Here is a 13341-nt window from a genome sequence, read left to right as displayed (position 1 = left end):
GCTCGCCGTCTCACCCGACCGTCGCGACGCCCCACGCCGAGTGGATGGCGCCGTGGATGTATCCCACCTCGGCGGCGTCACCGATCACCTCGACCTCCACGCCCGCCTGACGCAGCTGGTCGGCCAGGGGCGCGGAGGCGGTGGTGCCGTCGGCGTAGATCACCATGTCGGCCGGGGCCGAGGCGGCGACGCCCTTGCGGTCGGTCCACTGCACGTCGGAGGAGGTGATGCGGGTGACCGTGACGCGGCGGTGGATCGCCACGCCGTGCTCGCGCGCGTGACGGACGGCGGTCCACCGGCGCGGCATGGCCAGAGGCAGCCCGAGCTGCTGCCCGTCGTGCAGCAGGGTCACGCGCCGGCCGCGCTCGGCCAGGAACTGCGCCAGCTCCAGGCCGACCAGCGAACCGCCGATCACCACGACGTCCTTGCCCATCGGGAGCGCGATCCTGGTCAGGCGCCGGATCCACGCGGGGCGTGTGGTGATGGTCGAGAGCCTGCCCAGCCGCCCGACCGCCCGGAGGAGGAACCCGGCCTCGTCTGCGGTGGCCGTGCCCAACATGGTCGCGCGTAGCGAGTCGCCGGTGTGCACGTGCGGCAGGTCGCCACCCGGGATCTGCGGCGCGGGCCGCACGGCGCCGGTGGCCACCACCACCCAGTCGGGCTCCAAGGCGCGGATGGAGTCCGGCGTGGCCTCGGTGTTCAGGCGGACCTCGATGCCCAGGCGGTCGATCTCGGCGGCGAACCAGCGGATGAGGGGCTCGTTGTCCGGGGTGGTCAGGCTGGAGAACCACATGGTGCCGCCGAGTCGGTCGGCCTTGTCCACCACGGTCACGCGGTGGCCCCGCTCGGTCAACGCCCGGGCGGCCTCCAGTCCGGCCGGGCCCGCGCCCACCACCACGACGTGGGTGCGGGCCGGCGCTGGAGTTAACGGCAGGAGCGTCTCGTTGCCCAACGCCGGGTTGACAGCACAGAAGGGGGTGTCATCGAAGAAATTCTCGGCCACGCAGAGGTAGCAGTTGATGCAGGGGCGCACCAGCTCGGGCGTGCCGGCGGCCAGTTTGTTGGGCAACTCCGGATCGGCGAGCAACTGCCGGCCCATGGCGGCGAAGTCCACTTTGCCGTCGTCGATCGCCTTCTCCGCGACCTCCGGCAGCATGCGACCCACGGCGATCACGGGCACCGACACGGCCTGCTTGATGGCCGCCGCGTTGTCCAGGTACGCGCCGACGGAGTCCGGCAGGGGGCCGTCGGTGAAGTTGTCGAAGGGGTTGCGGCCCCAGCCGGTCACGTGGATGGCGTCGGCGCCCGCGCGCTCGAACATGCGTGACGCCTCGATCGCCTCCTCGAGCGTCAGCCCGCCGTCCTGGCCGTACTCCTCGCCGGACACCCGCACCAGCACCGCGAGCGTGTCCCCCACCCGCTCCTTGACCGCAGCGATGACCTCGCACGCCAGCCGCGCCCGGTTGGTGAGCGACCCGCCGTAGGCGTCGGTGCGCTGGTTGTCGCGGCGGTTGAGGAACACCCCGAGGATGTAACCGTGCGCCACGTGGATCTCGATCGCGTCCGCACCGGCCCTCGCGACGCGGTCGGCGGCATCGGCCCAGGTGGAGACGAGCCAGTCGATGTCGTCCGCGTCCATCTCCCGGTAGACCGTCTTCCTGCCACCGGTGGCCGCGCCCATCCTGCCGAGCTCGTCGGGGGTGCTGTCGGCCAGCGCGGAGTAGTCGTAGTCGTAGTCGGGCTCGCTGGGCGCGATCACCGGCCGGTCGTTCGCGATGTCCACCCGCGCGACCTTGCCGTGATGCGTGGACTGCACACACAACTTCGACCCCGCGGCGTGGACGGCGTCCGCCAGGGCCGTGAGTCCGGGGAGGAACCTGTCGTCCGAGAGCCCCGGTTCCTTCATCGACGCGGCGCCGTGCGGGAAGGCGATCGCGCACGCACCGGTGATGATCAGCCCGGCCCCGCCGGCGGCGCGGGCGACGTAGTGGTCGATCTCCCGCTGCTCGATCTCACCGTCCTCCGAGACGTTCATGTCCATGGCCGGCAGCACGATGCGGTTGGCCGTGGACATGGGGCCGATACGCCCGGACGACATTAGACGAGGGAAGGAGGTGAGGGTTGCCACCCTGAGGAGAATACGCCGGGGTTGACGGGTGTCAAGAACAGGTTCTAGTCTTTGCCGGGCAAAGCGACGCGCTCGTGACGCAGCGTGTCAGGAGCCCATTCCGAACCGGGCCGCGAGATACGGCAGCAGGCCCATGCACTCGGGCGTCAGGGCCAGACAGGACGCCTCACCCGGCCCGGGGCCGAAGAGATAGCGCAGCGGGTTCTCGATCGAGCCAGAAGGAAACACAGTGTCGCTCCTTGTGAATTCTGGTGCGGTGCCCAACTTGTGAATTCAAATCTACCGGTGACGCGCAAGAGCACACCACCGACTGACGCGCGACACCCGGACAACGTGAGGCCCCGATCCCGACATCGGGGCACTACCGTCGACTTGCCGATCCACTGCGGCACAAGGAACCGGCAGGTTCTCACTCCCACCCGTACCCAGGGAGCAGGTGACACGGTCGGCCAGAGTCTCCCCACACACAGCGACCCGGCCTACGACCCGGCCGATCGGAGCGGGTTCGACCTCCACTCACCGGCACCAGTGGTCTCGACGATCTCCCTGACACCCATTCCCTCGACGCATCCTAGTCAGCCCCCGACGGCTGCGCCTCGAATCACGACGACTCGATTCGATTGCGGGGCACAGGATCTGCGGCCGGACTAGGTGTACTGACCGGGGTGGCCGCCGCCCGACGACGACGAGTCCGTCGTAGCCAGATCCCGGCGGATGAGCATCGCGGCCACCAGCGTTGCGGCCGCCCCGACGAGCACCGTCGTCACGCCCGCGTAGACCTGGAACCCGAGGCTGATCGCGTCGTGAACCGGCTCAAGGAGCGTCGGGTGGTCGCCCGCGGTGCGCAACCCGCCGTGAATGCTCCCGGCCGCCTCGTCGAGCGCCGCGGCGGGGCCCGGCGCGGGAGGCACGCCGGACAGGGCGGCGCGGTAGACGGCGAGTCCGATAGCGCCGCCTGCGGCGATGCCCAGCGCTGTGCCGAGCTCGCCGCCGACTTCCTGCGCTGCGGCCGCCGATCCCGTCTGCTCCTCGGGCGCGCTCGAGAGGATGAGGTCGCTGATCAGCGCCATGGCGACGCCTTGACCGAGGGAGGAGAGGGAGACAGCGGCCACCAGCCATCCCAGCGACCCTCCGACACCGATCACCACGACGAGTGCTGCCGCCCCGGTAGCCGCGACGACCAGTCCGCTGGTGATGACGCTCGCACGTTGCCATCGGGCAGCAAGTGCGGGGGCCGCCATCGCACCGGCGATGTTCAATGCGATGTAGGGCAACGTCCACACGCCTGCGTGGAGCGGGGAGAGTCCTTCCACCAACTGGAGATGTTGGGTGAACAGGAAGAAGGTGCCGACCACACCGATTGCGACGAGCAGCAGGGCTGTGAGAGACACGGCGATCCGCCGGTCCGCCAGGAGCGCGAGGTCGAACAGTGGGTTGGGATGTCGGCGTTGGCGGAGGATGAACGCCCACAGGACGGCCGCCCCCGCGGCCACGACTCCGAGATGAGACCACGTCGACCCTCCGGTCTCCGACCCGGCGGCGAGCTCTTGGAGCCCGAAAACCACTGCGAGCATGCCGGCAACCGACAGTGCCACGCTCAGTATGTCGAGCCGTGTGGAGATCAGCTCACGGCGTTCGGGCAGCAGCCAGCACCCGAGAGCAACCAGCATCAGCATCGGTGGGACGTTGATGAGGAACACAGACCCCCACCAGAAGTGCTCGAGCAGGGCCCCGCCGAGCAGAGGACCGACCGCGCCGCCGACCGAGAAGGCGCTGAACATGATGGCGATGGCCAGACGGCGCTGATGATCATCGGCGAACATCACGCGCAACAGCGAGAAGAGGGACGGCATCAGCGTGGCTCCGGCGACGCCGAGCGCGATCCGCACCACGATGAGGCTCTCGGCGCTGCCGGAGAAGGCTGCGGCGGCCGACAGAACGGCGAACGCGATGGCACCACTGAGAAGCAGCCGTCGTGGGCCCACCCTGTCGCCGAGCCTGCCCATGAAGATGAGAAAGCCCGCGATGAGGAATCCGTAGGCGTGCACGATCCACAGTGCCTGCGTCGACGTCGGCTGGAGATCGGCGCTGAGGGTCGGAAGGGCGAAGAACAGGACCGTCAGATCGGTGGCCAGCGCGAGCATCGGCAGGAGGAGCAGAACGAGCCCGAACCAGGCCCGCACGGAGGCTCGCGTGGCCCCGTCGGAGTGGGCGGATCTGGTGACGGTCGGCGGGGTCGTGTCGTGGCCGCTCATGCGGGAACCTCGGCCCGCGCGACGCGCATCGCCAGCGACCACCACACCAACTCATCGAAGAATCGGTCAGCCGCGAGAGCGGTGCTGTCCGGAGGCGCGAGGTCGCCGTCGGGGTCGATGCTGTCCCAGTAGTCGGGGAAGCTCAGGACAGGCTGGATCGTCATGGTCCGCAACTCGGTGAACACGGGCCGCAACTGTTCGACCGCCTCGATCCCGCCGGTGCGACCGCCGTAGGAGACGAAGCCGACCGGCGTTCGGGCCCACTCGTCGTAGAACGAGTCGATCGCGTTCTTCAGCGAGGCAGGATAGCCACGGTTGTAGACCGGGGTCACGATCACCACGGCCTCCGCCCTGTCCAGGCGCCGACCGAACTCCGTGACGGCCGATGGTGGCCTCCCGCGAGCATCCACCTCACCGAGAACAGCCGGAAGTGACGCCTGCGCGAGGTCGACGGTCTCGACGTCGAGATCCGCCCTTCGGTGCGCCTGCTCTGCCGCCCAGGCCGCGGGGACCGGACCGAAACGACCGGTGCGGGTGCTCGCCGTGATGATCAGGGTCCGCACGGGCGATGGCCGCTCCGGACCGCTCTCCAGGGTGGTCGAGTTCCCCGTTGCAGAGGAGGGGGTCGGAAGTGTGTGGTTCGTCATTGCCGCTCCTTACGTTACGAACAGGCGTGTAACGTAATGGTGGCGCTAGGATCGTCTCATGTCAAGGACTCATGACGCCGGATCTCGCAGCCCGGGTGGTCGCCCCCGGAATCCTGAGATCGATCGGGCAGTTCTCGACGCCACCCTCCAGATCCTGGACGAGCGGGGCTACGCGGATCTGTCGATCGAAGAGATCACCCGCCGAGCGGGCACCACCCGGCCGGCCCTCTATCGCCGGTGGGCCGGGCGGCCCGAGTTGGTTCTGGCCGCCATCGGCTCACGCCTGGCAGTTCCCCCGCCGCCTGACACCGGGTGCACGCTGTGCGACATCGGTGAGAGCTTCGACGTGTTCCTCGCCGCCTATCGGACTCTGCGGCCGGAGGTCCTGAGCGCACTGTACGTCGACTGCCTCACGGACCCCTCGCTGCGTGAGCTCTACCTCGACACGATCATCGAACCCGCCCGCCGCTCCGTCGGCCGGACACTGGCCCGCGCTTCGGAGAGGGGCGACCTGCGGCCCGACGCCGATCTCGAACAGCTGTTGGACCTGGTCGGCTCATTCGTGCACTACCGAGCACTTTTCGCGCGTGAGCATCTCACCGACGAGGAGGCGTGGAACGCCATCGAGCTGCTCATGCGCGGTGCGGCGGCCGACTACGCCGAGTTGCTCGCTCACAGCGAGGCGCTCGAAGCCCAGCACGACGACGGGCACCACGTACGACTCGATCAGCCCAGATGACGACGGCGTCGCCCGGCGCTCCGCGACGAGCTCGTCGGTACGCGCGCACGTGTGTCGCCCCAGCGGCCTCTACGCCCGTCTCGCCCCGGCCCACCCCGGCCCGCGCACCAGGTATCCGACCCGGTCCTCCCAGGACTCGGACCGGAACACGTCGCGGGCGATCGCGACCCACTCGTGCGAGGCAATCCGCGCGGGGTTGAACGTCTCGATGTTCTTCGTGAGCCCGTAGACGACCTCTTCGCCCTCGGGCTCGAAGGTGCCGAAGAGGCGGTCCCACAGGATGAGGATGCTGCCGTGGTTGCGGTCCAGGTATCGGCGGTTGCTGCCGTGGTGTACGCGGTGATGGGCGGGCGAGTTGAACACCTTCTCGAACGGCCCGATCGAGCGGATGACCGCGGTGTGGATCCAGAACTGGTAGATCAGGTTGATCGCGCGGGCGTCCTGCACCAGCGCCGGCCGCACGCCGAGCAGCGAGAGCAGCCCGTACGGCACGTAGATCGTCAACGCCTCGGCCACCGGCTGACGCAGCGCGGTGGAGAGGTTGTACCGCTCGCTGGAATGGTGCACCACGTGCATGGCCCACAGCCAGCGGCTCTCGTGGTCGAAGCGGTGGTTCCAGTAGTAGATGAAGTCCCACCCGAGGATCGCCACCGCATAGGCGAGCGGCCCCGAACCCAGGTCCAGCGGGGAGAGCCGGAAGAGTTTCGTGCCGGCCGTCTCCGCACTCCACAACGTCGAGACGGTCACCACCGCCCCGGCGAGCGACGTCACAGCCGACCCACCGGTGATGCGCCGTAGCGCGGGCGGCACCTGGGCGGCCCCGGAGACGGGATCCGGGCCGGAGGTGAGGACCTCGCCGTCGTCGTCGTTCCCCATCGGCTGGCCCGGAAGGGGCGCCTGGGGTGGCAGGGGCGCCCGGTGCGACAGGGACGACGGAACCCTCGACGGCAACGCGCCCGCCGTGAGCAGTCCGGTGGTCCGGGTGCGCCGCACCACGTCTCCCACCGTCGCCGCGGCCGCCGCCGCCAAGGACAGGCCCATCAGCGCCTTGGCGTACCGGCCGGTGCGCGGGGTGACGGGGGCGAGCAGCGTGTCCGCCACGTACGGAGCGACCAGGCTGCCGACGCCCATCGACAGGCTGGCCATGGTGTCGGCGAACTCGTAGTCGCCGGCCCGCTCCCCTTCCGCCGGGTTGCGGGACTGCCACGCGTATTCGGCCGCCATCGCCGCGATGAAACCGGGGATGGCGAGGACCGTCAGATCAACCTTCACGCCCCGAGGATATGACGTGGGTCACTCCTACGCGAGAGCGGGAGCCCGACTGCGGCCCGGATCTCGTGTGCCCCTTTCAAGATATAGCTGGTAGGGGGTCTTGCCGCAAGACCCCGGTGGGGGCGCACACTGGCGCGATGCCACCCGTGACGACCAGCATTTTCGCTCTTCCTGACCACCTTCGGAGCAAGGCCGATCCGGCCCTCATCACCGCCGACGAACAGCGGTTCGCGGCGATCACCGACTGCCTCGCGCAACGGGTCGCCGACCTGTCGGCCCGCCTGGCCGCCCGCCGCCGCGACCCGGCCGGCACCGGCGCCCAGACCATCGACCGAGATGCGGACATCCGTCGCCTCGTCGCCGAACTCACCACCCTGCGGCGCTTCGGGCTGGACCTGTGCATCGGGCACGCCGCCCTCACCGGGGACACCGATCCGGTCTACGTGGGCCGCATCGGACTGACCGACTCGACCGGCACCCCCCTGCTGGTCGACTGGCGCTCGCCGGCCGCCGAGCCGTTCTTCGCCGCGACCCTCGCCCAGCCGATGGGCGTGGCGTACCGGCGGAGGTACAGGTGGTCGGGCGGGCGCATCGTCGACTACTGGGATGAAGTTCTCGACGACGACGAGGTGGGCACCCGCACCGCCCTGGACGACCAATCGGCGTTCATCACGAGCCTCGGCCGGGCCCGGACCGGCCGGATGGACGATGTGCTGACCACCATCCAGGCCGACCAGGACGCGATCATCCGCGCCGACTCCTCGGGCACACTCGTGGTGGACGGCGGGCCGGGGACGGGCAAGACGGTCGTGGCGCTGCACCGGGCGGCGTACCTGCTGCACTCGGAATCACGCCTCGGCCGGCGCCGCGGAAACCTCCTGCTGGTGGGTCCGCACCGGCCGTACTTGGACTACGTCGCGGACGTCCTGCCGGCCCTGGGTGAGCACGGTGTCCAGACGGCCACGCTCGCCGACCTGGTCCCCGGCGTCGAGGCGCGCATCGCCGGCCCCTCCGATGGCACGACCGGTCCGGACGGCGTGCCCGACGAGCCCGACCCCGAGGTCGCCCGTCTCAAGTCCGGGATGCCGATGGTCCGGGCGATCGAGGCGGCCGTGCGCTTCTACGGACAGCCCCCCGAGCAGCCGATGCTGGTGCAGACCGAGTGGGTCGACCTCAGGTTGACGCCGGGCGACTGGGCCGAGGCGTTCACCTCCCCCGAGGACGGCACGCCCCACAACGAGGCCCGGCACCAGATCCTGGAGACCCTGGTGGAGATCCTGCTGGAGAAGGCCGGCGCCGCCGTTCCCGATGCCACCGTCCCCGACTCCGCTCTCCGGGCCGAGCTGCTGGCGAACGCGGACCTGCGCCGCGAGCTCCACCGCGCGTGGCCGATGATCGTCGCGACCGAACTCGTGGGCGACCTGTGGACAGTTCCGGCGTACCTGCGGCTGTGCGCAGCCTGGCTCACCCCCGAACAGGTCAGGTTGCTCCGACGGGCCGAACCCGCTGCCTGGACGCGGGCGGACCTGCCCCTGCTCGATGCGGCGCGACACCGGCTGGGAGATGCCCACCGGGACAGGGAACTCCGGCGCCGGCACGCCGAGCGCGCAGCCGAGCTGCAGCGGCGTCGCTCGGTGATCGACGAGGTGATCGCGGCCGACGACGATCCCGAGGGAGTGGCGCCCATGCTGCGACACCGTGACCTCCAGGAGGCCCTGCTCGATCCGGCCTCCGGCGAGGATGCGACCACCACCGACGCCGCCCGTCTGGGTGGGCCGTTCGCGCACATCATCGTGGACGAGGCGCAGGAGCTCTCGGATGCCGAGTGGCAGATGATCCTGCGCCGGTGCCCGTCGGGAAGCCTCACCGTGGTGGGCGACCGGGCCCAGGCGCGCCGGGACTTCGACGAGCCCTGGCCCGAGCGGCTGGAGCGGGTCGGCCTGTCCCCCGGCCGGGTCAGCACTGTCCACCTGACCATCAACTACCGGACGCCGTCGGAGGTGATGGAGGCCGCCGCCCCGGTGATCAGGGCGGTACGCCCCGACGCGAACGTGCCGGTGTCGGTCCGCAGCAGCGGTGAGCCGGTCGCGTACGGCCGAGTGGGCGATCTGCGGAGCGTGGTCGAGGCGTGGCTCGAGGCGAACCCGCAGGGCGTGGCCTGCGTGATCGGTGCGCCCGACCTCGTGATGAGCGAGATCCCGGTGAGCGACCGCGTCCGGTCACTGACCGCGGCCACCGCGAAGGGGCTGGAGTTCGACCTGGTGGTGCTGGTCGATCAGGACGCCCCCGGCGGGGACGAGACGGAGGCGGGAATTACCGGCTCGGGCGTGATCAGCGCGGTCGACCGCTACGTCGCGATGACCCGGGCGACACGGTCGCTCACGGTGCTCACGCGGTAGCGGACCGTCCGTCGCCGACCACGCCACCGGGTCGGAGCGGCCGGCTGGTGCTGCCGAGCCGCCCGGCCGGTTACGACGCGACGGACTCCTCGGCCATCGGCGCCACCGCGGGCCCCTCGGTCTGCGCGGTGTTGCGGACGAACCACGCGCCCACGACGGTGATGAGCGAGATGATCGCGCCCACCAGCAGCGCGTTGTGGACGCCGGTCATCTGCGCGGCCACGTCGCCCTTGCCGGACTCGGCGCCGGCCACGATGCCCAGCGTCATCACGGTGATGAACAGCGCGGTGCCGGCGGCCGCGGCGACCTGCTGCAGCGTGTTGAGCAGCGCGGAGCCGTGCGAGTACAGGTGCGGCGGGAGCGAGCCGAGCGCCGAGGTGAGCAGCGGCGAGAACAGCAGCGCCAGGCCCACGCTGAGGATCATGTGCCACACCACGACGATCGCCAGCGACGACTCGGCGGAGAAGAAGAGGTACATACCCCACAGGCCGGCGGCGGCCAGGATCGAGCCCGGGATGATCAGCGGGCGCGGGCCGATGCGGTCGAAGAGCCGACCCACGAACCAGCCCAGCACACCCATGAGCAGACCGCCGGGCAGCAACGCCAGGCCGGACTCGAGGGTGGTGGTGCCCAGGACCTGCTGCATGTAGAGCGGCAGCAGGATCAGGGTGCCGAACAGCGCCATCATGGACAGCAGCATCAGCGTGAGGCTGACGGTGAAGGTGCGGAAGGTGAAGGCCCGCACGTCGAGAAGCGCGTAGTCCTTGAGCGCGAGCTGACGCCACACGAACACCGACAGGGCTGCCACACCCACGAGCACGGGCACCCACGGGGAGACCAGCGCGTTGTCGTTGGCGGCCTCACCGAAGGAGCTCAGGCCGAAGATCAGGCCCGCGAAGCCGACGGCCGAGAGGACGCCGGAGAAGATGTCGAGCGGGATCGCGCGGGTGGCGGTGACGTTGCGGATCAGCGTCGCGCCGGCCACCAGCGCGAGCACGCCGATGGGCAGGACGAACCAGAACATCCAGCGCCAGCTCAGCACGTCGAGCACCAGGCCGCCGACGGTGGGGCCGATGGCCGGGGCCACCGCGATCACGATAGAGATCACGCCCATGGTGCGGCCGCGACGGTCCGCAGGCACCACGTTGAGCACGGTGGTCATGAGCAGCGGGATCATGATCGCGGTGCCCACGGCCTGCACCACCCGGCCGGCGACCAGGACCACGAACACCGGGGCCAGCGAGGCCAGCAGGGTGCCGAGGGTGAAGGTGGTCATGGCGATGATGAACACCGTCCGCAGCGGCAACCGCATGAGCATCCACCCGGTGAACGGGATGACCACGGCCATGGTGAGCATGAACGCCGTGGTGAGCCACTGCGCGGTGGCGGCGGCGACGGCGAACTCCCCCATCAGCTCGGGGATCGCGACCGACATGATGGTCTCGTTGAGGATCACCACGAACGCCGCGGCCACGAGCAGCGCGATCAGACGCTTGGTGGCGGCGGGCAGCGGCGGGGAGCCGAGGGCGGGGTCGGGCTGGGCAGGGTCGGGCTGGGCAGGGTCGGGCTCGGCTGGAGAGAAAGCAGCGGCGGATGACTCAGTCGTCACGGGAATCCTTAGACATTACGGGGCGAAACAAAGTGGGAAGCCCGGCGAGGCCAGACGGCGCGCACGGGAACCCTCGCACTGTACTGCAGGATCTCCGGAAAACTTGCTGATGTGACCACCGTTACGGGGCCGACGGGCCGGTGGGGCAGAATCGACACATGACCGGGATCAGCACGGCGCGCCGCGCGGACGCGGAGACCAGGACCCTGCCGGTGTACCAGGCGGGCGCCGCCGTCATGCCCTTCACCATCACCGGCATGGACGAGCTCGTGGCCCGCGACACCGTGTGGGCGCCGCACTCCCACCCCACCCACGAACTGCTCTGGAACCGGGCGGGCGCGTCCACCGCGACGATCGGCCCGCGGACCTGGACCATCACCCCGTCCGTGGGGCTGTGGATCCCGGCGGGTGTACTCCACTCCGCGGCGGCCCCGGCCGGCACCTGGTACCGGACCGCCCAGGTCGATTCGCGCAGCGCCTCCCCACTGCCGGCCGAGCCCGTGGCGGTGGAGATGACGCCGCTGCTGACCCTGCTGCTGGAGCGGCTGGTGGACCACACCCTGCGGGCCCGCTCACGCGAGCTCACCGAGCAGATGGTGTTCGACACGCTCGAACCGTCGGCCCACGCCCTGCTGGTGCAGCGACCGACCGCCGAGCTGCTGCGCCCGATCGTCACGGCCCTCGAGTCGCACCCCGGTGACGATCGGTCACTGACCGAGTGGGCGGCGCGGCTCGGCGTGAGTGAACGAACCGTGACCAGGGCGTTCCGTGCCGAGACTGGACTGAGCTTCGGGGCGTGGCAGGCGGCGTTTCGTGCGCAGCACGCCTCGGTCCTGCTGGGCAGTGGCGTGCCGGTCGACGAGGTGGCCGTGCGGGTGGGCTACCGCTCGGCGAGCGCGTTCGGCGCGGCCTTCCGGCGGACCACCGGGCTCACCCCGGGACAGTTCCGCCCTGCCACCAGCCCTCTCGGCAGCCCCGCCGGAGATGCCGCGGCCGCCGCGAGTCTGTCCGATCCGCGATATCGGGCGTCCTGATCAAGCGATTGCGCCGCAGCGCCGTACGGTCGTAATGTCTTAGGCCAGCCTCACCTAATGGTCGATCTGCGTCGGAGGACTCGACGCGGCGCCCGGGTGGGTCCTGCCCTGTTCATCTTCTCGAGAATGAGAGAGCCGCCCTGATGCGTTCTCGCGGTGTTGTCCCCTTCCTGATCGCCACCACGGCCGCCCTCGTGCTGTCCGCGTGTGGTTCGACCGCCGACTCCGAGGAGTCGACGGGCGCGGCCGCGTCCGGCGGGTCCGGGTCGTTCCCCGTGGTGATCGAGCACGCGCTCGGCACCACCACCATCGAGGAGGCTCCCGAGCGGGTGGCCACCGTCGCGTGGGCCAACCACGAGGTGCCGCTCGCCCTGGGCGTGGTCCCCGTGGGGATGGCCGCGGCGACCTTCGGGGACGACGACGGCAACGGCATGCTCCCGTGGGTCGAGGAGCGTCTCGAGGAGCTCGACGCGGAGCCCCCCGTGTTGTTCGACGAGACCGACGGGATCGACTTCGAGGCCGTGGCCGACACCGAGCCGGACGTCATCCTGGCCGCCTACTCCGGGCTGACGCAGGAGGACTACGACACCCTGAGCGAGATCGCCCCCGTCGTGGCGTACCCCGAGGAGGCGTGGGCCACCTCGTGGCGCGACACGATCCGCTTCAACTCCATGGGGATGGGCATGGAGGCCGAGGGTGACGCCCTGGTCGACGAGCTCGACGCCGAGATCGCCGAGGCCACGGCCGCGTACCCCGAGCTCGAGGGCACGAAGACCATGTTCCTCACCCACGTCGACCCGACCGACCTGAGCACGGTGAACTTCTACACCGCCGCCGACACCCGCGCCGCGTTCTTCGAGGACTTGGGCCTGGCCACGCCGGCCGCCGTGGCCGAGGCCTCGGCCAGCGGCAAGTACTCCGGCAGCATCAGCGCCGAGCAGCTGGACCAGTTCGACGACGTCGAGCTGATCGTGACCTACGGCGACCAGGAGCTCGTCGACACCCTGAAGAGCGATCCGCTGCTCTCCCAGATGCCGGCGGTCAAGAACGACGCGATCGTGTTCCTCGACGGCAGCGGACCGATGGGCACCGCCGCCAACCCCACGCCGCTGGCCATCTCGTGGGTGCTCGACGACTACGTGGCGCAGCTGGCGGAGGCCGTCGGCAACGGCGAGTGAGCGAGACGCACGAACGCGGCCGAGTGACCTCGAACACCGCCACCCCTGACGCGCCGGGTGTCGCCACGTCTGCAGTCCGG

The 13341-nt window shown here is 70.2% G+C and carries 10 protein-coding genes; 4 read left to right on the top strand and 6 right to left on the bottom strand.

Annotated features, from left to right (window positions below):
• Positions 1–10: 10 nt before the first annotated feature.
• The 4 genes from ABIE38_RS11865 to ABIE38_RS11850 form a co-directional block, all read right to left on the bottom strand.
• On the bottom strand, positions 11–2074 hold the full coding sequence (locus ABIE38_RS11865) for an NAD(P)/FAD-dependent oxidoreductase (RefSeq protein WP_354056554.1): 2064 nt from the start codon (positions 2072–2074) through the stop codon (positions 11–13).
• 141 nt (positions 2075–2215) lie between these two features.
• Entirely contained in the window at positions 2216–2356 is a 141-nt protein-coding gene (locus tag ABIE38_RS11860; protein ID WP_179525730.1) for a hypothetical protein, read from the bottom strand.
• Between the two features lie 419 nt (positions 2357–2775).
• Positions 2776–4383, bottom strand: a complete 1608-nt coding sequence (locus ABIE38_RS11855) for an MFS transporter (RefSeq protein ID WP_354056485.1) — start codon at positions 4381–4383, stop codon at positions 2776–2778.
• On the bottom strand, positions 4380–5030 hold the full coding sequence (locus tag ABIE38_RS11850) for an NADPH-dependent FMN reductase (protein WP_354056483.1): 651 nt from the start codon (positions 5028–5030) through the stop codon (positions 4380–4382). Before ABIE38_RS11850 ends, ABIE38_RS11855 begins: the two co-directional genes overlap by 4 nt.
• A 58-nt stretch (positions 5031–5088) precedes the next feature.
• Here ABIE38_RS11850 and ABIE38_RS11845 point away from each other — a divergent pair, with 58 nt between their 5' ends.
• Positions 5089–5769 (top strand): TetR/AcrR family transcriptional regulator, encoded by a 681-nt coding sequence (locus ABIE38_RS11845; protein ID WP_354056481.1) that lies wholly within the window; start codon positions 5089–5091, stop codon positions 5767–5769.
• A gap of 69 nt (positions 5770–5838) precedes the next feature.
• Here ABIE38_RS11845 and ABIE38_RS11840 read toward each other — a convergent pair whose 3' ends face one another.
• Entirely contained in the window at positions 5839–7041 is a 1203-nt protein-coding gene (locus tag ABIE38_RS11840; RefSeq protein ID WP_354056479.1) for a sterol desaturase family protein, read from the bottom strand.
• A gap of 137 nt (positions 7042–7178) precedes the next feature.
• On the opposite strand from ABIE38_RS11840, the gene helR reads away from it, so the two are divergent.
• Positions 7179–9440 carry an RNA polymerase recycling motor ATPase HelR gene (gene helR / locus ABIE38_RS11835; protein WP_354056477.1) on the top strand — a complete coding sequence of 754 codons (2262 nt, stop codon included), beginning with the start codon at positions 7179–7181 and terminating at the stop codon, positions 9438–9440.
• Positions 9441–9510: 70 nt separating this feature from the next.
• On the opposite strand, the gene ABIE38_RS11830 is transcribed toward helR, so the two are convergent.
• Complete coding sequence (locus ABIE38_RS11830) at positions 9511–11049, bottom strand: MDR family MFS transporter (protein ID WP_354056475.1); 1539 nt, start codon at positions 11047–11049, stop codon at positions 9511–9513.
• A gap of 158 nt (positions 11050–11207) precedes the next feature.
• On the opposite strand from ABIE38_RS11830, the gene ABIE38_RS11825 reads away from it, so the two are divergent.
• Positions 11208–12083: a helix-turn-helix transcriptional regulator gene (locus ABIE38_RS11825; protein WP_354056473.1), complete on the top strand. Its 876-nt coding sequence runs from the start codon at positions 11208–11210 to the stop codon at positions 12081–12083.
• A gap of 143 nt (positions 12084–12226) precedes the next feature.
• Positions 12227–13261, top strand: coding sequence for an iron-siderophore ABC transporter substrate-binding protein (locus ABIE38_RS11820; RefSeq protein ID WP_354056471.1), 1035 nt, complete (start codon positions 12227–12229; stop codon positions 13259–13261).
• Positions 13262–13341 lie beyond the last annotated feature (80 nt).

The organism is Dietzia sp. 2505 (assembly GCF_040546785.1).
Classification (GTDB): Bacteria; Actinomycetota; Actinomycetes; order Mycobacteriales; family Mycobacteriaceae; genus Dietzia.
This window is presented reverse-complemented; position numbering and strand designations above follow the sequence as displayed.